The 23,537-nt window shown below is 46.2% G+C and carries 23 protein-coding genes; 6 read left to right on the top strand and 17 right to left on the bottom strand.

What is annotated here, in order from left to right; translation table 11 throughout:
* The first annotated feature begins 82 nt into the window (after positions 1 to 82).
* Positions 83 to 967 (top strand): DsbA family protein, encoded by an 885-nt coding sequence (locus L5L97_RS12340; protein ID WP_263147337.1) that lies wholly within the window; start codon positions 83 to 85, stop codon positions 965 to 967.
* A gap of 25 nt (positions 968 to 992) precedes the next feature.
* On the top strand, positions 993 to 1,517 hold the full coding sequence (locus L5L97_RS12335; RefSeq protein WP_263182184.1) for a protein disulfide oxidoreductase: 525 nt from the start codon (positions 993 to 995) through the stop codon (positions 1,515 to 1,517).
* A gap of 111 nt (positions 1,518 to 1,628) precedes the next feature.
* Here L5L97_RS12335 and cyoE read toward each other — a convergent pair whose 3' ends face one another.
* The 6 genes from cyoE to L5L97_RS12305 form a co-directional block, all read right to left on the bottom strand.
* On the bottom strand, positions 1,629 to 2,561 hold the full coding sequence (gene cyoE / locus L5L97_RS12330; protein WP_263182183.1) for a heme o synthase: 933 nt from the start codon (positions 2,559 to 2,561) through the stop codon (positions 1,629 to 1,631).
* A 13-nt stretch (positions 2,562 to 2,574) separates the two neighbouring features.
* Positions 2,575 to 2,916: a cytochrome o ubiquinol oxidase subunit IV gene (gene cyoD / locus L5L97_RS12325; protein WP_263182181.1), complete on the bottom strand. Its 342-nt coding sequence runs from the start codon at positions 2,914 to 2,916 to the stop codon at positions 2,575 to 2,577.
* Positions 2,916 to 3,536 (bottom strand): cytochrome o ubiquinol oxidase subunit III, encoded by a 621-nt coding sequence (gene cyoC, locus L5L97_RS12320; RefSeq protein ID WP_173248335.1) that lies wholly within the window; start codon positions 3,534 to 3,536, stop codon positions 2,916 to 2,918. Before cyoC ends, cyoD begins: the two co-directional genes overlap by 1 nt.
* A gap of 1 nt (position 3,537) precedes the next feature.
* On the bottom strand, positions 3,538 to 5,517 hold the full coding sequence (gene cyoB, locus L5L97_RS12315; RefSeq protein WP_198572439.1) for a cytochrome o ubiquinol oxidase subunit I: 1,980 nt from the start codon (positions 5,515 to 5,517) through the stop codon (positions 3,538 to 3,540).
* A gap of 2 nt (positions 5,518 to 5,519) precedes the next feature.
* The gene (gene cyoA / locus L5L97_RS12310) at positions 5,520 to 6,623 is read right to left on the bottom strand and encodes a ubiquinol oxidase subunit II (protein ID WP_168826287.1); all 1,104 of its coding nucleotides are present in this window, start codon (positions 6,621 to 6,623) and stop codon (positions 5,520 to 5,522) included.
* Positions 6,624 to 6,812: 189 nt separating this feature from the next.
* Complete coding sequence (locus L5L97_RS12305; protein WP_263182178.1) at positions 6,813 to 7,202, bottom strand: hypothetical protein; 390 nt, start codon at positions 7,200 to 7,202, stop codon at positions 6,813 to 6,815.
* A gap of 626 nt (positions 7,203 to 7,828) precedes the next feature.
* Here L5L97_RS12305 and L5L97_RS12300 point away from each other — a divergent pair.
* Together L5L97_RS12300 and L5L97_RS12295 are read left to right on the top strand one after the other, a co-directional pair.
* Positions 7,829 to 11,452 (top strand): EAL domain-containing protein, encoded by a 3,624-nt coding sequence (locus tag L5L97_RS12300; protein WP_263182238.1) that lies wholly within the window; start codon positions 7,829 to 7,831, stop codon positions 11,450 to 11,452.
* A 97-nt stretch (positions 11,453 to 11,549) separates the two neighbouring features.
* Entirely contained in the window at positions 11,550 to 12,026 is a 477-nt protein-coding gene (locus tag L5L97_RS12295) for a cytoplasmic protein (RefSeq protein ID WP_113940220.1), read from the top strand.
* Between the two features lie 24 nt (positions 12,027 to 12,050).
* Here the strand turns inward: L5L97_RS12295 and L5L97_RS12290 are convergent, their stop codons facing one another.
* The 10 genes from L5L97_RS12290 to L5L97_RS12245 all read right to left on the bottom strand — a co-directional run bounded on the left by L5L97_RS12290 (position 12,051) and on the right by L5L97_RS12245 (position 21,156).
* Entirely contained in the window at positions 12,051 to 13,115 is a 1,065-nt protein-coding gene (locus L5L97_RS12290) for a sulfate/molybdate ABC transporter ATP-binding protein (RefSeq protein WP_168826299.1), read from the bottom strand.
* A gap of 27 nt (positions 13,116 to 13,142) precedes the next feature.
* On the bottom strand, positions 13,143 to 13,994 hold the full coding sequence (gene cysW, locus L5L97_RS12285) for a sulfate ABC transporter permease subunit CysW (RefSeq protein ID WP_198572436.1): 852 nt from the start codon (positions 13,992 to 13,994) through the stop codon (positions 13,143 to 13,145).
* A 4-nt stretch (positions 13,995 to 13,998) separates the two neighbouring features.
* Entirely contained in the window at positions 13,999 to 14,823 is an 825-nt protein-coding gene (gene cysT / locus L5L97_RS12280) for a sulfate ABC transporter permease subunit CysT (RefSeq protein WP_011790693.1), read from the bottom strand.
* 68 nt (positions 14,824 to 14,891) lie between these two features.
* Positions 14,892 to 15,905 carry a sulfate ABC transporter substrate-binding protein gene (locus tag L5L97_RS12275; protein ID WP_263182177.1) on the bottom strand — a complete coding sequence of 338 codons (1,014 nt, stop codon included), beginning with the start codon at positions 15,903 to 15,905 and terminating at the stop codon, positions 14,892 to 14,894.
* Between the two features lie 89 nt (positions 15,906 to 15,994).
* A complete protein-coding gene (locus L5L97_RS12270) occupies positions 15,995 to 16,168 on the bottom strand; it encodes a YezD family protein (protein ID WP_105250676.1) in 174 nt (57 codons plus the stop codon).
* Positions 16,169 to 16,237: 69 nt separating this feature from the next.
* Entirely contained in the window at positions 16,238 to 16,888 is a 651-nt protein-coding gene (locus tag L5L97_RS12265) for an alpha/beta hydrolase (protein ID WP_113940224.1), read from the bottom strand.
* 259 nt (positions 16,889 to 17,147) lie between these two features.
* Entirely contained in the window at positions 17,148 to 18,650 is a 1,503-nt protein-coding gene (locus L5L97_RS12260) for a DUF3300 domain-containing protein (protein ID WP_263182176.1), read from the bottom strand.
* 148 nt (positions 18,651 to 18,798) lie between these two features.
* The gene (locus L5L97_RS12255; protein WP_263182174.1) at positions 18,799 to 20,163 is read right to left on the bottom strand and encodes an ATP-binding protein; all 1,365 of its coding nucleotides are present in this window, start codon (positions 20,161 to 20,163) and stop codon (positions 18,799 to 18,801) included.
* A complete protein-coding gene (locus tag L5L97_RS12250; protein WP_105250672.1) occupies positions 20,156 to 20,851 on the bottom strand; it encodes a response regulator transcription factor in 696 nt (231 codons plus the stop codon). The genes L5L97_RS12255 and L5L97_RS12250 overlap by 8 nt, the downstream gene beginning before the upstream one ends.
* 2 nt (positions 20,852 to 20,853) lie before the next feature.
* Positions 20,854 to 21,156 carry a PepSY domain-containing protein gene (locus L5L97_RS12245; protein WP_105250671.1) on the bottom strand — a complete coding sequence of 101 codons (303 nt, stop codon included), beginning with the start codon at positions 21,154 to 21,156 and terminating at the stop codon, positions 20,854 to 20,856.
* Positions 21,157 to 21,523: 367 nt separating this feature from the next.
* Here L5L97_RS12245 and L5L97_RS12240 point away from each other — a divergent pair, with 367 nt between their 5' ends.
* Together L5L97_RS12240 and L5L97_RS12235 are read left to right on the top strand one after the other, a co-directional pair.
* Positions 21,524 to 22,468: a choice-of-anchor H family protein gene (locus L5L97_RS12240; protein ID WP_263182172.1), complete on the top strand. Its 945-nt coding sequence runs from the start codon at positions 21,524 to 21,526 to the stop codon at positions 22,466 to 22,468.
* Between the two features lie 80 nt (positions 22,469 to 22,548).
* Positions 22,549 to 23,022, top strand: a complete 474-nt coding sequence (locus L5L97_RS12235) for a peroxiredoxin (protein WP_263182171.1) — start codon at positions 22,549 to 22,551, stop codon at positions 23,020 to 23,022.
* A gap of 71 nt (positions 23,023 to 23,093) precedes the next feature.
* Here the strand turns inward: L5L97_RS12235 and L5L97_RS12230 are convergent, their stop codons facing one another.
* Positions 23,094 to 23,483, bottom strand: coding sequence for a YgiW/YdeI family stress tolerance OB fold protein (locus L5L97_RS12230; RefSeq protein WP_113940229.1), 390 nt, complete (start codon positions 23,481 to 23,483; stop codon positions 23,094 to 23,096).
* Positions 23,484 to 23,537: the final 54 nt, after the last annotated feature.

Here is a 23,537-nt window from a genome sequence, read left to right as displayed (position 1 = left end):
ATCTCGTACGGTAGCTCGCCGAGTGACACTCAACAAATACTCAGGTCAGGAAGCCCCTGACCTGAAACAATGGAAATTGATTATGAAACAGACAATTGAAGCACAAAACATCACTGAATCAATGCAGAATACTCAAGTCATCGGAGGCACCAAAATGTCGAAATTTAGCTCTTTATTCAAACATCGCAAGTTGCAGATGTTTGCTGTCTCGGTTGTCGCCATGGCAATGCTGGTGGTTTCCTTGCCTTCGGTGAGCACCATGGCCTATGCCAAGGACAGCAGTTTATCGGCGGCGCAGCAACAAGAGGTGCGAGCGATTCTTAAAGATGCCTTGATCAATGATCCTGACCTAATGAGAGAGGCGATTATTGCGTGGCAAGCAAGGGAGCAAGAGGGGGCAAATACAGCCATGCAAACCAGTCTTGTGACCCATCATAAAGCCATGTATGAGATCAAAAGCGATCCGTGGAAGGGCGCTGCGACACCTGAGATTGAGATGGTGTACTTCACCGATTTTAACTGCCCATACTGCAAGAAAATCGAGCCTTCGCTGAACCAGCTGATTGAAGAATTTCCGCAGTTAAAAATCATAGTCAAAATGGTGCCGCTGCAGGGCGAAGGCTCCAAAATGGCGGTCGATTTTGCCCAAACGGTTTGGTTAAACGAGCCTGAAAAGTATCTCAAGGTGAAGGATATGTTGATGTCGAGCCCGCGTGGACTCGATGCCGCCGCCATCGCTAAGGTCGCTAAACTGACGGCAACCGAGCGCTGGGTCGGCAACACAGATGAGCGCGTCGCTAAAATGGTCGATGATAATGTGAAATTAATGAATGAGTTAGGCATAGGTGGCACGCCAAGTATGATAGTGGCCGATACGCTTATTCCCGGATTAGTGCCTTACGAAGTGTTAAAAGAGCAGCTTGAAGCCGCGATTGCCGCTAAAGATAAGACGCAGAAGGGCAGTTAAGATGCCGCCAAAGGAAACTGAAAATATGAGCGCCGAACAAGTTTCGACATCTTTACCTAAACGCATATTGGGCTGGATTAAGCAGCTGGCACTTTTGCTGCTCATTGTCATTATCGTGACCAGCGTGATGGACATCTGGCGCGGCAAAGATATTCCGCGGGATAATTTGCCGCAGCTCCAAGGGACGACGTTGGCTGGGGAGATGCTTGATATTGCCACGCTCAGCCAAGATCAGGCGGTATTGGTGTACTTCTGGGGCACTTGGTGCCCTGTGTGTAATTTTGTCAGCCCGGCGGTCAATCAAATGTCGGCCTATTACCCCGTGGTGACGGTTGCCATGAATTCGGGGGAGGATGAGAAACTGAGAAAATATCTTCAGCATCAGGATTATGGCTTTGACACTATTAACGATAGTGACAGCAAGATTGCCCGTGATTGGTCATTGCAGGCGACGCCAACCATTATGATCTTTAAAGATGGCGAGTTAAAACACTACACGACTGGCTTTACTAGCCTGCCAGGCATGTGGTGGCGAATGATGTTCACTTAGAAGTGATACATCAGGGGCTGTTTTAAGGGAGAAAAAAAGCGCTAATCTAGGTTAGCGCTTTTGTATTATCAACTTATTTCAGGACTAGACAACTAGCTGAAAGCTTAGGATTTACTTCACTAAGGTGAGCAGTGGCGCCTGACTCACGACTTGGAAGTCGAGCGCCATAGTCACACTGAGCGCCGTAATAGTGATGATTGAAAAACCAAACACTTGGCGAGCCCAGCGGTGCATGTCGACGCCGTGGCGATAACCTTTTAATGCCATGGCAAGCCACCACAGGCTAGTGGCACAGGTGACTGCCATAAAGGCGATACCTGTGTAACCCGCGAGTGGCAACAGCGCACTGACTAAGGCGAACACAGCAATATAAAGCACGATATGCAGTTTTGCCTTGGTCATGCCTTCTGCAACCGGTAGCACAGGAATATTGGCTGTCGCATAGTCATTAAAACGGAAAATCGCGATGGCATAGGAATGTGGCATCTGCCATAGGCTGAACATCAACAGCAAAATAGCTGCGCCCATGTCCATTTGCCCTGTCACACTGCAATAGCCAACCACGGGCGGTACTGCGCCAGAGAAGCTGCCAACTAAAGTGCCATACACTGAGTTACGTTTCATGTAGAGGCTATAAACCCCCACATAAACGATGTAACCAATAACGGCAAATAGCAGGGCTAATGCATTGGTAAACAAGGCTAAGATGCTAAAGCCCAACACGCCTAAGGCGAGTCCAAACGCGAGTACGTTACCCACGGCAATTTCGCCCGTGACGGTCACGCGTTTGCAGGTTCGCTGCATCTTGGCGTCGATATCACGGTCAATACAGTTATTGAGTGAGCAACCCGAGGCTACGACCAAGGACAATCCCACTAAGCTAGCCAGCATCAAGACCAAATTTACGTCGCCTTTGGCGGCTAATAAAAAACCGCCAGCAACGGAAATCAGATTCCCGAAAATGATGCCAGGCTTAGTTACCTGTACATACCCTTTGAAGCGTGCTTTCCATTGCGGTGACATAAATCTGTCTTGTATTTGCATAGACTGTTTCTCGTTACATCATCAAAGCGTTGGCTTCGAGTATGATCCACACCGACAGGCCGACTACCATGACAATAATCAGGGCGGTAAACAGGAAGGAGAAAGTATTGATCTTGCCTTCCTTGGAAAAGTCCAAATGCAAGAAGTACTTAAGGTGTACTAAAATCTGCACCAGTGCCGTTACAACTACGACGGCGAGCGTCGTCGATTGCTCGAAGTGATGGGTCATTACCGCCCAAAATGGAATGGCGGTTAATACCACAGACAGCACAAAGCCCATTAGATATGACTTAATGCTCGCGGCCAGATTGTCAGTACCATGGCTATGCTTATCAGTATGACTATGTGCGCTCATTACAGTGCTCCCAATAAATACACGACCGTGAATACACAAATCCACACTATGTCGAGGAAATGCCAGAACAGGCTTAAGCAGCTCAGGCGGGTGATGCTGCGATGACCTAAACCGGTTTTCGCCACTTCAATCATCATGATCGCCATCCAAATCAGACCTGCGGTCACGTGCAAGCCGTGCATACCGACAAGGGTGAAGAAGGACGACAGGAAAGCGCTGCGCTGCGGGCCATTGCCATGTTCAATCAGGTGATGGAATTCATAGACTTCCATCCCGATAAACACACAACCGAGGACGAAGGTGACGAGTAACCAAGCCAAGGTCGCGGCTTTGTTATGGCGTTTAGCAAAAATCAGCGCCATGCCATAGGTAATACTACTGACGAGCAGGGCGGCAGTTTCGATCAGCACAAAGTCCAATTCGAAAATGTCTTTACCCGAAACGCCACCGTCCGTGTTCATGTAGAGCACAGCATAGGTTGCGAAAACCGAGGCAAACAAAATGCAGTCTGTCATCAGGTAAATCCAAAAACCAAACAGAGTGTTGCCACTCGTATCATGGTGTTCGTGATGATCTTCTGCGTGAGCTACTTCTAAATCTGCTGGGATTGCAATACTCATATCAGCCCCTTACTACATTGTTTAAGTGGGCATTTTCAATGCGAGCCACTTCATCGGGTTGCACGTAATAGTCGACGTCATTGTTATAGGCACGGAATAAGAACACGATAAACGCGCCCACTAAGCCCACAATGGCTAACCACAGAATGTGCCAAATAGCGGCAAAACCCGCGGCAGTGATCCCCAGCGCCATTAAGATACCGCTTGAGGTATTTTTCGGCATATGGATTGGCTGATAGTGTTTGAGGCCTTGATAAGCCAAGCCTTTTTCTTTCGCATCGGTAAAGGCATCGATATCATCAACCTGTGGCAGCTTAGCGAAGTTATAGAACTGGGGTGGTGAAGCGGTTGACCACTCTAACGTATGGCCATTCCATGGATCGCCCGTAGTATCGCGGTTTTGGTCGCGGTCACGGATACTCACGTACAGTTGGATAAACTGCAGAATGATACCGACCATGATGATGCAAGCACCCACAGCGGCTAAGTAGATCCATAGATTCCATGCCGGGTTATCCGTATGGCTAATTCTGCGCGTCATACCCATAAAGCCTAATACGTACAGCGGCATAAAGGCCACGTAGAAACCGATTTGCCAGCACCAGAATGACGCTTTACCTAAACGCTCATTCAAGTGGAAACCTGTCGCTTTAGGGAACCAGTAAGCAAAGCCAGCTAAGTAACCAAATACCGCACCACCAATAATAGTGTTATGGAAATGCGCGATTAAAAACAAACTGTTATGTAGAACGTAATCGGCTCCTGGTAAGGCTAATAGCACACCTGTCATACCGCCTATGGTGAAAGTCACCATAAAGCCTAGCGTCCACAACACAGGTACCGTTAACCGTAGGCGGCCACGGTAGATAGTGAACAACCAGTTAAACAGTTTTACCCCGGTTGGAACTGCAATCACCATAGTCATCACCCCGAAGAAAGCGTTGACGTTGGCACTTGAGCCCATAGTGAAGAAGTGGTGTAACCAAACGATGAAACCTAAAATTGAAATCGCACCGCTCGCCCACACCATAGAGGTGTAACCGAACAAACGCTTAGCCGTGAAGGTTGAGATCACCTCGGAGAAAATACCAAAAGCAGGCAAAATCAGGATGTAAACTTCAGGATGTCCCCACGCCCAAAATAGGTTGATATACATCATGGCGTTACCGCCACCGTCATTGGTGAAAAAGTGGAAATCCATATAACGGTCGAGCGTTAACATGGCTAGCACGGCGGTTAAGATAGGGAATGACGCGACGATCAAAATGTTCGCCCAAGTACAAGTCCAAGTGAAGATTGGCATTTGCATCAGCTTCATGCCGGGGGCGCGCATCTTAAGTACGGTGGCGATAAAGTTCACCCCGGTTAAGGTTGTCCCTATGCCTGAAATTTGCAGTGCCCAGATATAGTAATCGACTCCAACCCCCGGACTGTAAGCCAGTTCTGAGAGGGGGGGATACGCCACCCAACCTGTTTTAGCAAATTCACCTAAACCCAATGAAATATTAATCAGCACAGCGCCAGAGGCGGTCAGCCAGAAACTGAGGTTGTTCAAGAAGGGGAAGGCAACGTCGCGTGCGCCAATCTGCAGCGGCACTACTAAGTTCATTAGACCTATCATAAATGGCATCGCCATAAAGATAATCATGATCACGCCGTGGGCGGTGAAGATCTGGTCGTAGTGTTCTGGCGGCAGATAACCTGCGGCGCCGTTGGTGGCGAGTGCTTGCTGGGTACGCATCATAATGGCATCGGAGAAGCCACGAATGAGCATCACTAAAGCCAACACTATGTACATGATACCGAGGCGTTTATGGTCAACTGAAGTTAACCAATTATTCCAGAGTACACTCCATTTTTTGTGTTTAGTGATCAAGGCTGCGATATACAAACCTACCACTGCGACGACCGCTAGGGTCACCATGATGATGGGCTCGTGATACGGAATCGCATCTAAGCTTAATTTACCGAGAAATGACATGATTACTCCGCCTCCACTTTATGAGTGGATGAGTGCTCTAATGATGAAGGTTCTGTGGATGAGTCTTGTGTTAATGACGGTACAGAAGGTGTTGAGCTATCCATGTCGGCCATGTTCTGTGTATTTTCCATCGCGTGCTCGCCTGCCATATGTGCCATGTCGTGCATACCTTTCATGTCTGCCATGTCAGATGTGTGCTCAGTGCCCATGTGTTCCATGCCTGCGTGCATGTCCATTCCTTCGTGACTTTTCATGCCCTCATGTGAGTCCATGTGCATGTATTGCATCACGATTTGGTCAAACATCCCTTTGCTCACTGAGCCAAAGTATTCAACTGGGTTGTATTCACTCGGTTTAGCCAGTGTGGCATAGGCCGCTGAGTCCAATTTCTTGCCCTGTTGTTTTAACTTGGCTACCCATGCCTCGAAGTCGGCAGGTGTTTGAGTGGCAATCGCTTTAAACTTCATGCCCGCAAATCCGGCGCCGCTGTAGTTAGCCGAGATACCGTCGAAGGTGCCGGGCTCGTTAGCGATTAAATGCAACTTAGTGGTCATGCCCGCCATAGAATAAATCTGGCTGCCTAACTGCGGGATGAAGAAGGAGTTCATCGCAGTGTCAGAGGTGATCTTAAAGTTCACCGGCACATTGGCTGGGAACGCCAACTCATTGACCGATGCCACGCCTTGTTCTGGATAAATGAATAACCATTTCCAGTCCAGCGACACCACTTCAACCGTGACGGGTTTAGCTTCGTGATCTAAAGGTTTGTATGGATCAAGATCATGGGTCGAACCCCAAGTGATCACACCTAGCACTATCACGATCACAATCGGTACTATCCACACTACGGTTTCAATCGCCGTTGAGTGTGCCCATTTAGGCGCATAGATTTCCTGATCACGGCCATCGCGGTATTTCCACGCGAAGTACAATGTCATGGCAATCACAGGGATAACGACAATGAGCATGAGTAGGGTGGCGACGATAATCAGGTGTTTTTCATCGATACCGATTTGGCCCTTAGGGTCCAATACACCGCCATCACAACCCGCGAGCATGAGTGCTAGTGCCGCGATTGCTGCTTTACTTAATTTTCGAATTAACAAAGGAAGATTCCTCTAACCCTAAGGTTTACAACTCTGCCAAGCGTTAACCGGCAGTCGCACTAAGCGGCGTTATCTGAGCGCAAATCCTGAAACCCAAGAGGCATGACACAATAATGTGCCGCCATCCCGAGGCAAATCTAAGATCCGCTTTCAGCGCTTAATGCTTAATTTGAATTTAAAAACAGAGGGTTAAAATGGCGGAGCGCGACAACCGTGGGCGGTATGTTCGAGGGATTTTAGCCTTGGGGGTGCTAAAAAAAGTGAAGCGTTAGTTAAATCGAGATGAATGAAAAATTTGAAGCAGCAGTCGATTAAATGCCATAACTGCAGAATAACGAGGGGATTGAGTAATAACAGGCTGAGCAAACTAGCGCCGATAAACTCGACCAAAAAGCCATTGCTGAGGCTGATTAGTTCGCTAATATCGACACAACCGCCGATCAACACGGATAAAACGTCAGCTACAGGCAGCACAAACAATAACCCGAAAAACAGGGTTAGGTTTGTCATGCTAAAGGTTGAAAACCGAATAATCAGGTTCAATCTTTCAGCAATGAATTGGCTAAGAGCTAATTTCAATTAACGGGTCCGGTTGAACGGGAAAGGGAGTCAGTTGGCAGAACAAAAAATATTCAGCATGCAACTTTTTTATGCGGCAGGAGGATACCAAGAAGCGGCTATTGATTGAAAGCGGATCCCCGCGGTAAAAGGGCTTAAGCGTTAAAAAAACCTTAATTAAAACCAAATTAAAGAAATAAATTTACAAAATTAACCGGAATTTAACTGATTTGGTTCTCATAAAATAAAAATGTGTGAGGCGCTTCATTTATTTGTTTTGGCTAAAGTTGATGTATTGGCTAAGTCATGGGGTGGATGAATACCTCGATAAACTTGCGGGTGTTAGCCAACATTTACTTTTTAGGCGTGCCGAATAGCGCTGCTGTTTTCTCTGACTCATGCGCACATGTTTACATGCTTATTTTTAATGCGAGTAAAGTTTGACTAAGCGGAATTTAGATGGGCATCTCAAATAAAAACATCAAGTTAAAACAATGGTCGTGTCAGTCATTTACGCTATTTACATTAGGTAAAACGATTATTAGACTGTGATTTTATCACTGCCCAGATATCTACTTGAGATTGAGTTAACGAGTAGGGCATTATGATTCTGAATATTGTAACTATGGCAGTTTAAAGGATTACACATAAAGTCAATTACCCCATACCTTAAGGTAAACATTTTCATCGCCTTAGCTTACATAATTGTAGGTAAACTAGGCTTGATGATTGCGTTGCCACCAGGATATTCAGCTGCCATTTGGCCTGCCGCAGGGATTGCCATTGCTGCCTGTATCCTGTGGAAAGAATATGTCCCTTGGGTGGGGGTATTTATTGGTTCGCTACTGATCAACATTAATATTGGCGGGCATATACATTGGGGCTGGTTACCCTTTGCTATCTCGATTGGGTCTTGCATACAGGCTGTGCTTTCTGCCCATATTCTGGGACGGGTCGATCATTTATTCACCTTAGATAATCCCAATACCGTCATTAAATCCTGCTTGAGCTTAGCCTTTACTTGTATTGTGGCGACCGTTTTTGGCAACAGTGCCTTAGTGATCAACGGTACGATTCCACAGTCCGATTTACTGGGTAGTTTAATAAATTGGTGGACTGGGGATTTGCTCGGTGCCGTGATTTTTATCCCTCTGACTATGTTGTTATTTGATAAGCGAGTTATTTGGCGTTCTCGCCGCATTCAGACGGGTGTGCCTTTGCTGGTGGGTTTTTTATTTTGTGTGGGGATTTATTACTACTCAGATATGAATCAGCGCCAACAGTTACAGGATAAGTTTCTGGTTCAATCTAATGCGATTATTAGCAATATTGAAAGTTTTCAAGATGCGAACCTTCAACAAATTGTTGCCTTAGCAAGCTTGTTCGATAATAGCGAGCAGGTTTCTGAGGATGAGTTTGTACAGTTTGGCAAACGCAATATGTTGATGAAGGATGGCTTTAGAGCTTGGTCTTGGTCACCGCTTGTGGCGGCAGCCGATCAGCAAAGTTTTGAGGCATCCATTCGTTCTGTGGTTGGTGGTTCCTACAAAGTGACTCGTCCCGAAGGCTGGCAGGCGAATACTGATGGTTGGCTAGTCCCTGTGATGTATATTCAGCCGCAGATAGGTAACGAAGCGGCCTTGGGATTAGATCTCAATAGTGAGCCGACGCGAGCTGCTGCCATCGCAAAAGTGCGTGCGACGTTAGCACCCGTGATGACAGCCAAGATTCAATTAGCACAAGATCCCAATGGTCCTGGTGGCACTTTACTCATAGCTCCTGCTTTTGACCGATTGGGTAAGATCTCAGGGTTCTGTTCAGCAGTAATTGATTTGCAAGGCATTATTGATGATGTTGATAGTGTAAAAGGCTTGCAGTGGCAACTGACAGATATGAGTGCGGGCGGTACCTTACTTTATAGCAATACTCAAAAATCGTTTCCCGAATTTAGCAGTAAGCTCTTCAGCGATAAAACTGGGCAGTATTTTCAGGCAAACTTGATGTTAGCGGATCGTCATTGGCATATAGTGATTTATCAATCCTATGCGGTGCTGATGGGCGATACTTTTAGCTTATCGCTACTGATGCTGCTGCTCGCCTTTATCACTTGTGCGGTCGTGGGCGGCATGACACTAGTTTCCTCCGGCGAGCGTCAACGTATTGCCGCGAAAGTGACGGAAAAAACCATGGCCTTGTCAAAGGAAATTGCCCGTCGTCAGGCTTTTCAGGCCACTTTAGTCGAAAGCGAGCAAAGATATCGTAATTTGTTTGATAAGGCACCTGTAGGGCATGTGCTTAAACGTTTAGACGATGGTCAATTTGTGGCGATTAACCCTGCCTTTCAAGCGATTACGGGTTATTCACTCGATGAGCTTAATCAACTTTATCCTTGGGATCTTACCCCAAAGCGTTATCAATTAAGTGAAACTGAGCAATTAGAGCGCTTAAAGCAGACGCGCCGTTACGGCCCCTATCAGAAGCATTATTTACATAAAAATGGCCAATTAGTGGCGGTGCGCCTTAACGGGGCTTTAGTAACTGGTGCTAATGGTGAACAGCTTATTTTGTTTATTGTCGAAGATATTACCGAGCAGGAGCGTACCGTTGCGCGGGTAAATCTCTTGGCGCAAGTATTTCAGCAGAGTGGTGAAGGCATCACGATTATGGATGCCAACGATATCATTGTGGATGTGAATAGCGCATTTTCTCAGATCACGGGTTATTCCCGAGAGGACATTATTGGTAAAAACTGCCGTTTTATAGAGGCTGAACGAACGGATAAAAGTATCGATTCTCAAGTCCGTGCTGCCCTCGAGCAAACGGGTTTCTGGCAAGGTGAAGTCTGGGATAGGCATAAACAAGGCTACGATTTCCCGAAATGGTTGATGATGTCTGTGGTGCGGGATGATTCTGGTGCAGTGAGCCACTATATTGGCAGCTTTACCGATATCAGTGAGCGTAAAGTCAGTGAGGAACGCATTCATTTCCTTGCCCATCATGACTCTTTGACCTTATTGCCTAATCGACTGAGCTTGCAGTCGCGCCTCGAAGTGGTGTTTAAGGATGCTCTGGTATCCCACAGCCAAATAGCGGTAATGTTCATCGACATGGACCACTTTAAAAATATCAACGATACCTTGGGCCACCATGTGGGCGATCAACTGCTGCTAGAGGTGGCCCGACGTTTGAAATACATCGTTGGTGATAATGATACTGTGGCGCGTTTGGGGGGCGATGAGTTTGTGGTTGCCTTGTCCGATACGAACCATGATGAAGTGGCCAGTTTAGCCGAGGCGCTGCGCAGTGGTTTGAGTCAAACCTATGTGATTAATAATCAAGCATTACATTCATCGCCAAGTATAGGGATCAGTTTATTCCCCAATGATGGTGACAGTGTTGAAGCCTTGATGAAAAATGCTGATATGGCCATGTACCGCGCAAAAGCGGCTGGACGCAATAACTATCAATTCTTTACTGCGGCAATGAACACCTTGATCACTGAGCGCCAGCATATTGAAACGGGCCTGAGGCAAGTGTTAGCAAACGACGAATTGCGGCTGCATTATCAGCCACAAATTGATATTAGAAGCGGGCAAGTGGTCAGTGTCGAAGCGCTTGTGCGCTGGCAGCATCCCGAATTTGGCATGATAGCGCCTGACCGTTTTATTCCCATAGCCGAAGAGATCGACATGATCATCCCAATTGGCCAATGGGTGTTAGAAACGGCGATGGCGCAACTTGCTGTCTGGCGCGCAGCGGGTGCCACTGAGTTGCGAATGGCGGTGAATCTGTCGGCACATCAACTTCGTAAGGATACGATAGTCGCCGATATTACCAATGTGCTGGTGAAGCATAAGTTGGGCAAAGGAGCGCTGGAGCTGGAGATCACCGAGAGTGTGGCGATGCAATATCCTGAGCAGAATGCGCGCCTATTAGCGGAATTACGTCAACATGGTATCGAACTCGCCATCGATGATTTTGGTACAGGATATTCCTCTTTATCCTATTTGAAACTCTTGCCCTTAGACAGGTTAAAGCTCGACCGATCCTTTGTGAAGGATATTGAGACCGACTCGAATGATGCAGCCATTAGCGCTGCAACTATTTCTATGTCCCATGAATTGGGGTTAACTGTGGTCGCTGAAGGGGTTGAAAACGAGGCGCAATTGGTATTATTGTCGAGTATGGGGTGCGACTTAGTGCAAGGGTTTTACTTTAGTAAACCCTTAGCGGCAGAAGAGTGTTTCCGCTTTATCCAGCGTAATTTATAACGGCAGAGTGTTGTTGTTTTTCTAATGCTGGCGCAGAGTTGGACTATACTTGAGTTCGCATTATGCATGCGTTAATCAAAATACTAAGGATGGTTTTATGCAAGTCATCTTCACTAAAGGTACTCAGCGTTATGGCCAGTTGCGCTGTGTGCGCATGGACGGTAGTGCGACCCAAACCCAAATGCCAGAACAAGGTATAGCACCTCACGATATGATCCACTATGTGGTTGAAAAACGCCTGCATATTCAAGGCGCTTTCTTCTCGCAGATCAGAGCTGGCGCCGATATCAGCTTTACCTTAGAGCATAATGAAACCTCCCGCGCCATCGCTGATAAAACGGAGGTGTGGCAAACCGAATCCATAGTTGAGACCCTGCAGTCGCTACTGTGGTCGGGTGAAACGCCAACCTATGACGGCTTTATTTATCTGTTAGAGCAAGCCTGTAGCAGTCGAGACTTAGCCGTTCCTACTGTTAACCAAACAGATTTTGATCATATTCTCAATGAGATTATGGATTTGAGTGTTGAGTGGCAGGGAATGGGTGAAGGTCAGTCCTTGACCTTGAAGTTCTGATCTATTGATTAGGGCGGTGAGTGGCTAAATACCTTCCCCTAAAAAGACTTTGGTATAGCGCGGCTGGATCCAAGCGCTATCACCTTTGTTTATGCCAAGCTGTTTAAATTGCACTTTAGATAATTCAACATGGATCAGTTGGTTATCTAGCTCAGTTAGGACTTCTAATCTCACTGCAGGGCCAACTATGGTCACTAAGTCTAAACTGACTTTAAGGGCATTTTCAGTTGGTTGTGTCAGTACTTCGATTTCGTGTGGACGAACATAGGCCAAGCCTTGTTGCTCTTCGCTAATCGTGTGTTCAGGTGAGGGAATGTGGATATTGCCTATAGTGCTATGCCCTTGTTTTACCCGGGCATGAAATAGGTTCACATTGCCAAGAAACTCGTACACAAAAGGATTGCTTGGATTATCATAGACTTCTTCTGGCGTACCTTGCTGCTCGATACGACCTTGATTCATCACCACGATTTTGTCTGCGACTTCGAGTGCTTCTTCCTGATCATGGGTCACAAATACGGTAGTGACATTAATCTCATCGTGTAAGCGTCTTAACCAGCGGCGTAATTCTGCGCGGACTTTTGCATCGAGCGCGCCAAAGGGTTCGTCTAACAGTAGAACCTTAGGTTCGACCGCAAGCGCGCGGGCGAGTGCGATGCGTTGCCTTTGACCGCCTGAAAGTTGTGATGGATAGCGATTAGCAGTCCAATCTAATTGGACGAGTTTGAGTAATGAATGCACCTTATCGGCAATGTCTGCCTTACTCGGACGTGTCTTTCGTGGTCTGACTGTGAGTCCATAGGCGACATTTTCGAATACAGTCATATGTTTAAACAGGGCGTAATGTTGGAATACAAAACCGACACCGCGTTCACTCACATGCTGTGTGGTGATGTCTTCGCCATTAAATCTGACTATGCCACTGTCGGCCTGTTCGAGTCCGGCAATAATCCTGAGTAAAGTTGTTTTGCCTGAGCCGGATGGGCCTAAAAGGGCCGTCAGCTCTCCGGTTTTGATCTCTAAATTGACCGAGTCTACGGCAACAAAATCACTAAAACGCTTATTAACTTGTTGAATGTGTATGCTCATAATGCTCTGTTCCCAAGGACGTTGCGTTTAGTTAATTTGATGTTTGCGCTCATCTTTCCACTCCACGAGGCTTTTCAGCACGATAGTGACCAGTGCTAAACCTGTGAGCAGGGATGACACGGCAAACGCGGCCGTAAACATGTATTCGTTATAAAGCACTTCTATGTGTAGCGGCATAGTATTGGTCTCACCGCGAATGCGTCCAGAGACCACTGCTACCGCCCCAAACTCGCCCATAGCACGGGCATTACACAGGATCACGCCGTAGAGTAAGCCCCACTTAATGTTCGGCAGTGTGACGTACCAAAAGGTCTTTAAACCACTGGCACCTAGGGTGAGTGAGGCCTCTTCTTCATCTTTGCCCTGTTGCTGCATCAGTGGGATGAGTTCACGGGCAATAAAGGGTAAAGTGCCGAACATGATGACAATGACTATGCCCGGAACGGCAAAAATCACTTTTAAATCATGGGCAGCAAGCCAAGGCCCAAACCAGCCTTGGGCACCGAAGAGGATCACAAAAATCAGCCCGACCACTACGGGTGAAATGGCGAAGGGCATATCGATTATCGAGATCAGTATGGTTTTGCCTCTAAACTCAAATTTAGCAATGGCCCAAGCGATGGCGACACCAAAAATAGCATTAGTGGGTACAACAATAATTAACACTAACAAGGTGAGGCGAATGGAAGCGAGCGCATCGGGATCGGTCACGGCTTGCCACCAGACCTTGAGACCCGCTTCGAAGGCGCCGTAGAGCACAACCGCTAATGGCAAAACCAGAAACAGTGCGAGAAAGCTTAATGCGATCCCGATTAAACTCCACTTTATCCAAGGAGCCTCAGTAGTAGCGTGATGATTTACAGTCGATATTTGGCCCATAGACTTAACCTCTTTTACTCGCCCACCACTGTAGGCTATTAATTAATAACAATAAGAGGAAAGCTGCTGCGAGCATGACCACTCCGATAGCCGCAGCGCCGTTATAGTCATATTGCTCAGCTTTGGACACTATCAGTAGCGGAGTAATTTCGGTGCGATAGGGCAAATTGCCCGAGATAAAAATGACGGAACCATATTCGCCCACTGCACGTGCAAAGGCTAAGGCGTAACCCGTTAATAATGCAGGTAATACCGCAGGTAGGATCACTCTTCTTATGGTGGTTAATCGATTAGCACCGAGGGATGCTGAGGCTTCTTCAAGTTCCTTTGAAAAGTCTGCTAAAACCGGTTGCACTGTTCGCACGACAAAGGGCAATCCAATGTAAGTTAAGGCGATCACAACACCAATTTGACTGTAGGCGACTTTAATGCCCCATAAATGTAAATATTGACCTACCCACCCGGTAGTCGAATAAAGCGTTACGAGCGCGATACCTGCGACAGCCGTCGGTAAGGCAAAAGGCAGATCGACTAAAGCATCGACGACTTTTTTACCAAAAAATTGATAACGTACTAACACCCAAGCGACGAGAGTCCCAAAAATGGCATTAATGCTGGCGCCAATAAAAGACGCCGTAAATGACAGCTTGTATGAGGCTACAACCTGAGGATGACTAATTGCGACCCAAAAGTCAGCCCAACTCATTTGCAGCGTAAACAGAACTAATCCGGCTACAGGAATAAGAAATAGCAAACTTAAATATAAAACTGAGAAGCCTAAGGTAATACCAAATCCAGGTAGCACAGATTTTATGACAACCTTGCTCATATCATTATTCCGTCGCGAGATAAGTGAAACCAATGGGCGGTTTCGTATGAGTGAAACCGCGTAAAAGATTACTTGCTAATCTTGGTTAAAATAGAATCGAATTGACCACCATCATTAAAATGAGTTTTTTGTGCTTTGTTCCAGCCACCAAAAACCTCATCAATGGTAAAGAGCGTCAGTTGTGGAAACTTGTCTTTGTATTGCAACGCAATGTCTGGGTTTGTCGGGCGATAAAAGTGTTTTGCTGCTAGGTGTTGTGCTTCATCAGTATAGAGATGTGCTAGGTAAGCTTCTGCTAACTTACGTGTCCCTTTGCGATCGACATTTTTATCTACCACTGTCACTGGTGGCTCAGCAAGAATGCTGACACTTGGAACAATGATTTCAAATTCACCTTTTCCTAACTGCTCAACAGATAATATGGCTTCATTTTCCCAAGCGATGAACACATCGCCAATTTTACGCTGTACAAAGGTATTGGTTGCGCCACGGGCGCCAGAGTCCAGCACAGGTACGTTTTTATAAATCTGAGTGACAAACTCTAACGCTTTTTCTTCTGAGCCGTATTGCTTCAGTGCATAACCCCAAGCGGCAAGATAGTTCCAGCGCGCCCCGCCTGAAGTCTTAGGATTTGGGGTAATGACTTCTACACCTTCACGAACTAAGTCATTCCAGTCATGGATATTTTTGGGATTTCCCTTGCGAACCAATAGCACTATGGTCGAGGTATAGGGCGAGCTATTGTGTGGCAGGCGACTTTGCCAATTTTCAGGAATTAAATCCGCTTTTTGCCTTAATGCATCAATGTCATAGGCCAGTGCCAGAGTGACAACATCCGCTTCTAATCCATCGATAACTGAGCGAGCTTGCGAGCCTGAACCACCGTGAGATTGACGTATGGTTGGGGCTTTATGGCCTTGTTTTTGCCAGTATTGGCTAAAGAGTTGGTTATATTCCCGATAGAATTCACGGGTTGGATCATAGGAAACATTCAATAGCGTATCTTCAGCGAGTGCGAGAAAACTAGTAGAGGCCAAAACTAAGGTGAGTGTTGCTTTTTGTAGGTGAGATAAAATATTCATACCGAAATCCTCATATTATTTAATAAGGCTTCCGGTTGACCGGTCAGCGATGTGGTCTAACTGTGTTGATTGGGTGGTAAATTTCGTTTTTATTTCGACGGCGTAACTTGGTCTAAACGAATTTTTTCTTTCTTTTCTAATTGCACTAATTTCCCATGGTGAAAGGTTAATTCCACTGTCCCAAACTCAATTCTACCCAGTAGTTTTTCTAAACTATTGACGAGCACGGGGATCACGGTTTGTAGATCTTCTTTGGTTGCCATATAAGTCCTCATGTAAGTGGTTTTTGACAACGTAATTGGAATTATAATCAAATATTGATAACTAAAAAGTTACATTTTGCGATTTGATATTCTTTTATGTAATAAGTGTGTCTTTTGTGTGTTTGAGTTTGTGAGATCGTTAGACAGGCTCTGAGTTGCACTTTCTATTTGATAGATAAGATTACCAATAAGCACATCAATGAGGGGCCACTGTCCATGTCCGGAATCGACATTAATGTGGCCACTTAACCCTAAGTTGATTGTTGGGAATCCCAATTTTTTTGCCAGTTTTGCAGCTTGATTAAAGGGCATCCAAGGATCGTTTTCACTGGCAATGACAAGCCCAGTGACACCTAAGGGATGTCTTGGCAACAAGTGTTTGATCGTTTGAGTGCCATCGTGTTCAGGCAGAATGTGTCCATTCTCAGAAAATCGTGCTGGTGATGCTGGCGCGACTAAAATAGCTGCTGCTACCCGCTGTGGATGATGAGCGATGGCAAGGCTTGTCGCTAAACAGCCAAAACTGTGGGCGAGGATGAGGATTTCACCTTCGATTTGATCGATTGCGCGGCAAATGGCATTGGCCCAGATATGAATCTTAGGCTCCAATAGTGGTAAGTCATTGACCCATATAGCTGATTCATATTTTTGTGCAATCCAACTTTGCCAATGTAAAGGGCCGCTACCACCAAACCCTGGCACAATTAATAAGGTTGCCATATTTTATCCTCCAAGATGTGAGTTTATAAGAGAGCCAAATGACGACCGGATGAAGCCAGTTTGACTCGCACTCTGACTATATCTACAAATTTGGTTATTAAAATTGTTATTTGTAGTCCATTTTGGAATATGAGATATATTTAGGATCTTAACTCTGGAGGAAGTTGCCTTTGTGAGGTGATGTTACAGATAAATAATCCATAAAAATGCCCAGTAAGAGGGTGAGTCTTCTGGGCACTCGTTTTCAGTTTATATCTTGTTATTCCCTATGACGGCGTTCTTGGCTTTGAGTTGATCGACCTTGGTTATGTTCTACCGAGCGAGCGGTTTGCGCATTTTGGCGTGGCTCACTTTGTCTCACTCTCACTTCTTCGTGTTGTCTAGGCGCAGCTTGTCTTGGTTGTTCAATCCGTTGTGGCTCTGTACGTCTTGTTTCAGGTCGTGGCGTTTCAACTCTTGGGGTCATAGTTCTTGGTTTTTCTTGCCTTTGTGACTGTGCCCTTTGTTGATCGATATTACGCGGTTGCGGCTCACGAGTTTGATATTGCCTTTGCTGAGGCTCCTTTGATGGCATTGGCTTTGACTGCACGGGTCTTGATTGCATGTCATTACGCTCCTTGTGGGTTGGTGTTTGTACCATAGGGGCGGAGCGACGTTCCTTTAACTCGGCTTGCGTTTTCTGATAACTCGGCGTGCGGTTATCACGTTCACGGCTGACGCTGTGATAGTCCTTATTGTCACGACTCTTATGACCCTGATTACTCATATTGCCCTGATTGCTATGGGTATCTTGGCGTTCTTTTGACTTCGAATATTGGCTATTGAAGTGCTGTTTACTGCCGCTTGAGTGTGAATCTCTGCCGCGATATTTATCATCATGGTAATAGCGTTGTTTCACCACTGGATTGTGATAACTCACACCGCGTCTATGTTCGGGTTTATGTTTCCAAGGTTGTGCGCCATGGCTAACACTGTATCTTTCCCGTGGGCGATATCGGTGTGAATGGCGATAGTCGATCACCACCACTTTATGGTTGTGCCAGTGGAACGAACTGAAGAAGTAGTTAAAGGAAATATGGATGCCCGGTGACCAGTAGAAATGGGTATGACTCGGACGATAGGGGTAGCCAGCATAGCCGCCAAATTTCCAATATACAGGTGGATAAGCCACACCCCAACGCCATGTGCCGTAAACCACGCGTGGATCGTAATAGGGGACGTAGACGATTTCTCGCTTAGCGGGTTCTATGATGATCTGATTGTTGGCGCGGGTAATTGCCATGTTATCCATGTCCGCTAAGCTATTCGCTTTATCAGCCTGTTGTCTTAGGGACTGAATGCTGTTCATCACTTGGCCTTCATCTTCTAAGAAGGCTTCACCGAGTCTTTGAGTCCATTCGAGATCTTCACTCATTTTTTGCAGCAGAGTCGGGAAGGCCAGCAAGGCTTTGACGCTCGGGTCCCAGTCCTGATCTTCGGCTTGCGACATAATTTGGTCGATCGATGATTTGGGGCGCTGGGTTAACCAACGCTGTGCCTGCACTATTTCGAGTGGATAAGTTGAAGCGATAAGTATGTGGGTCAGTAAGCTATCGGGATACAGGGCAATAGGCGCCAGCATTTGTTCGAGTTCGGCTTGGCTTGCCGCTGTGCTCGATCCTTGGCTCGCAGATATGCCCGCAGCCTGTGCTGTGGTAGTGAAAGGCAAGGCCACTAATGCCGCCGTTAACACTAGCCAATTCCATCGATGTAGTCTGTTCATGGTTTGCTCCAATAATCCTGTTCGAGGATGTTATGGGCATATTAGGCGTGTGAATATGAACATAAGCTGAAAGTGTTTTGCGGTTAAATATTTATTTATAGCCAAGTTTTAAGAGAAGAAATAAATCTATCACATTGAAAATAAAGACTTAAACTGAGTGTGCAAAGCTGATGCTAAATTTGGCACCACCTAAGGTTTCTGAACGAGAGACAGAAATTCTGCCGTTATAGCTGTCGACTAAATCGCGCACGATAGCAAGCCCAATACCATTACCTTGAAGGTAGGAGTCTGCGCGAATACCACGTTCAAAGATTTGATTTTGCAGGGCTTCACTGATCCCTGGGCCATCATCTTCGATACAGATTAGCAGTTGATAGGCATCGCCTGTGAGCGTTAATGTCACCGTAGACTTCGCGGCTTTACAGGCGTTGTCGAGTAAATTGCCTAGAATTTCAGTCAGATCTGCTTCATCCCCCTTGAATACTGCGTGTTCTACCATCTCGCCGCTGAGATTGATTTGTGGCTCTCGATAAATTTTAGCTAATGTGCGTAATAACTTAGCGGCGACTTCATCGACACGAATACCTAAATGCCACGAGGCCGCCGCTGCGGTTTGGGCGCGTTTTAGCTGGTGGCCAATGATCCTGCTGATCACTGATACTTGCTCACTGGAGGATTCGCTTAAGTCGGCCTGACTCTTGATTACCGCCAGTGGTGTTTTGAGGCTATGGGCTAGGTCGGCCAAGGCATTACGATAGCGTTTTCGTTGGGTTTGTTCGGTATTGAGCAAAATATTAAGCTGCCGAGCAACCGCTTGTAATTCAGTGGGGTACTGGCTACTTAGCTGCATCGACTTACCTTGCTCGACGGAATGTAGCTCTTGGGTAAAGCGTGCTAAAGGCCGCAACGTCCACAGTAACCAACTCAATTGAAACACTAACATGACTAACATTAAGATCAGCAGCCAAGTCCAAAGCTGTTGATTAAACTGATCAATTTGCTGCTGAAATTCTCGCTCGTCTTTAATAATGTGGATTGTCACAGGCACGTTTTGATTTTGGCTGGCAAAACTGACACTAAAGCTATAAATCAAATGGAGTTGATCGGCGAGCTCGATTTGCTCAAATGCGCTTTGACCCGTGGCTGGGATGGTAAAATGTGGCGGTGGCGTAATCCCCATAAAAGATTGCGAATGCCACACTATATCTTGTTTGCCGCTGGCGTCTTCAGTGGTTGCAATGGCATACAGCCCTGATTGAATGAGGTTAAAACGATTCTCTAACACTAACTCTGGGATGGAGATTTGTTTGTTTTCGACTTCAGTCACCGCGAGAATCGAATAGACATAGGCACTGAGTTCATTCTTGGTTGCGCTTTTAACTTGTTCGGTAAAGGCATCGTTTAAGGCAACGCCGATCAAAGGCAATAACACTAAGATAAATAATAGCGCGCTGGCAACTAAGCGTGCTTTTAGGGAGTTCAACACTTGCCACGCCATGGCGCGTTTACTCATCGGCTGCTTGCCCGGACGTTAACGCTTTTAGGCGATAACCTTGGCCGCGCAGAGTTTCAATTAAGTTGTATTGATTATCTGGGTCGAGTTTTTTGCGTAACCGGCGGATAAAGACTTCGATGACGTTAGAATCTAAATCAAAATCCTGATCGTAAATATGCTCTGTGAGTACAGTTTTTGATTTGACTTCGCCCTGATGCAACATAAAAAATTCGAATAGCTTGTATTCAGAACCACTGAGATTAACCAGTTCTTCGCCTTTACGTACTTCTAGACTGCTGGTGTTAAGGCTAAAGGGGCCGTTGTAGATCAGGGGGCTGGCCTTACCGGCGGAGCGACGGATCAGGGCTTTTAGTCGTGCGATGAGTTCTTGGGGATGGAAAGGTTTCGTCAGATAGTCGTCGGCACCGGCATCGAGTCCTTCAACCTTATCTTGCCAACTGTCCCTTGCGGTTAAAATCAGGATAGGAAAGTCGCGTTTTTGTTCACGCACGCTACGGATCAAGGCGATACCATCGAGTTTAGGTAAACCTACATCGATAATTGCTGCATCATAGTTGTATTCGAGCGCTTGAAATAAGCCTTCTTCACCATCACTCGCCACATCGATACTGTAATGGGCATCGAGGAGATGTTGCTTTAAGTTAGTCTGTAGTTCTATATCATCTTCAACTAGTAACAATCGCATCGTTAGTTCCTCGAGACTCGGCCCGTTGCGGCATCTACTGAAACAGAAAATACTTGGCCATCATTATTGAGGATTTTAATACGATATCCCGATCCGCTGGATTGTACGCTCAATACTTTGCCTTGAAATTGTCGTTGCGCCATTGCCACCGCTTGATCAGGGCTATTGACCGCTAGACGACGCTGCTCATTCTTCGCACCTTGGTTACGAGGCTGATTGCGATCATCATGTCTATCATTACCTGCTATGCAACCAAAGGAGGCTGATAAGCAAGTGATTAGGGCCAAGGTCAAACCAAGTTTCATATCGGGTACCCGCAATGTTCAGCGATCTTAAGTTAATGAGTGAGATGGATAACTTATCGAGTCGACTAAGAATACCTCATCACCTTAACAAACACATAGAGATCAGCCAATTGGTTGGCACAATTCCTTCAAAATTAACTCTGGCAGTTATTTTGTTATTCGTGACAGAACTGAAGTTCTGTTGGCGAGTCTATCTCTATGCTCGCGCTTGTATCGTTTAAGTTTTGTGAGTGTTACCCATTCCAGATGAACTCGGGCTGAACGTATCTTCTGGCTGAGAACAGTGGGCGTTGATGTTCAGCTTATGTTCACCTTCATTGCACTTTAATAGCTCCAATTTGAACGGGTTATCCATAGGATATTCAAGATGAACATACTCAATAAGCAAGATATGGCAGCCACAGTTAATATTAAGCTGTTTATGGCAACGGCTATTGCTGCGCTGTTTTTAGCGTCATCTGTCGCTAGCGCTCAGCCCCGCGAACTGGAGTCATCGCAAAGCTTAACGCCATTTACTGCAGCCAGCGTTGGTATTGCCAAAAAAGCAGAAAATAGCGAGCAAGCTGCTGAGCAGGAACAACAAGCTTTAGCTTTGTTACAACAAGCCGCGCCCGCAAAAAATGTCACTGAAGTCGCCGCTGCGGCCGTGAAATCCTTGGCGCCAGCCTTATCATCCAAAGCGCCGACTGCAAACCGAGTGCAACTTATGGGCGCCTCGCCGATGACGCGTGAGCAAGTAACAGCGAAACATGCGAGCCAAGGGATTCCGAGTTCGAGCGCGACCAGTGAAGATCCCTACCGCGCACCTGTGTATCACAGCTTTTCGATTTTTGATGCCAGCAGTCGTTTGTTTGAAGACTTTGACTACGATGGGTTTTATCAAACGTTTAGCGTGACCTTCGACGTTGATGTCAATGGTTCATATCTTAATGAAAGAGCTGATTTATTTGCCGAGCTTTATCTCAGTCGTGATGGTGGCCCTTGGGTGCATTACTACACCACAGACGTATTTACCATTTACGGCGATTCGACACAGGACGATTACGAAGTGTTGACCACGCTCTACACGGGTTATGCGACGGATCACTATGATGTGTTGATTGATGTGTATGAAGTGGGTTACAGCGATATTGTTGCGACCATTAGCGCCGATGAGACCGATAGTTTGTATGCGCTGCCATTGGAAAGTAGCGATCGAGACAGAGAGCCCGACATTATCGTTGTTGAGGAAAGTGGCGGCGCCTTCTCAGTATTAGGTTTGTTATGTCTTAGTTTGTGTGCGGGGCTGCGGTTGAATCGAACTCGAGTCTAATCGCCCTTATTTCTCTCGGTGTTTATCTGCGGTAAATAGGGCTAGTATGGATGAGTTATTTTAACTAAATGGAGAAAGACATGATTGCTCAAGGTCAAACATTACCTGCTGCCACATTAGGTCAACTGACTAAAGATGGCATGGTGAATCACCAAGTTACCGAATTGTTCGCGGGTAAAAAAGTCGTATTGTTTGCAGTGCCAGGTGCTTTTACTCCAACGTGTTCTGAAGCGCATTTACCTGGCTATGTGGTATTAGCCGATCAATTTAAAGCGAAAGGCGTGGATTTGATTGCCTGTGTTGCTGTGAACGATGCCTTTGTGATGAAAGCGTGGGGCGAAGCACAAAATGCCTCTGAATTAATGATGTTAGCCGATGGCGATGCCAGCTTTACTAAAGCCGTAGGTTTAGAGATGGATACTGCCGGTTTTGGTGGCGTGCGTTCACAACGTTATGCCATGATCATCGATAATGGTGTAGTGACTCTACTGAATGTAGAAGAGCCAAAGGCTTTTGAAGCCAGTAAAGCTGAAGTTGTTTTGGCTGCTATCTAAGCGTATTTAAGACATGAAGTTTGGATGTGACCAAAGCCAGCCATTGATTGGCTGGCTTTAACTAAATCAATTTATTGTACGATTTGAATGTTGTCTGCATCTATGGTCACTTCAGACCAATCTTTATCCACTTCACCACGAATAATGACCTGAGTCTCAGGTGTTACTGTGTTGCCGCGCCATAAATCATCATCAATTTCGACCTTAATATCACCCGTAGCGTCACGGAAAATATAATCATCGTGTCCAATGGAAGAAATGATATGGCCCGTTAACTCAATTTGGGCGTCATCACTGGCATTGAGCGCGCTCACCACATCATGAATCACTTGTCTTGCGCTCGGCCCTTGGAAGCCACCCTGTATTTGAGGTTCACCCGTTGTAGGTTGAAAGCCTGCTTGGCTGGCCATAGTCGTGAATGAAAGTGCCATTGCGAAAACGGTAAGAGTCATTTTATTCATCTGTTTGTCCTTTCTATGGTTTTATGTAACTCAGCCTCAATGGCTATTACAGTG

Source organism: Shewanella sp. SM71 (assembly GCF_025653905.1).
Lineage (GTDB): Bacteria > Pseudomonadota > Gammaproteobacteria > Enterobacterales > Shewanellaceae > Shewanella > Shewanella oncorhynchi.
Note: the sequence above shows the minus strand (reverse complement) of the source record. Positions and strands in the feature narration are given on the sequence as shown.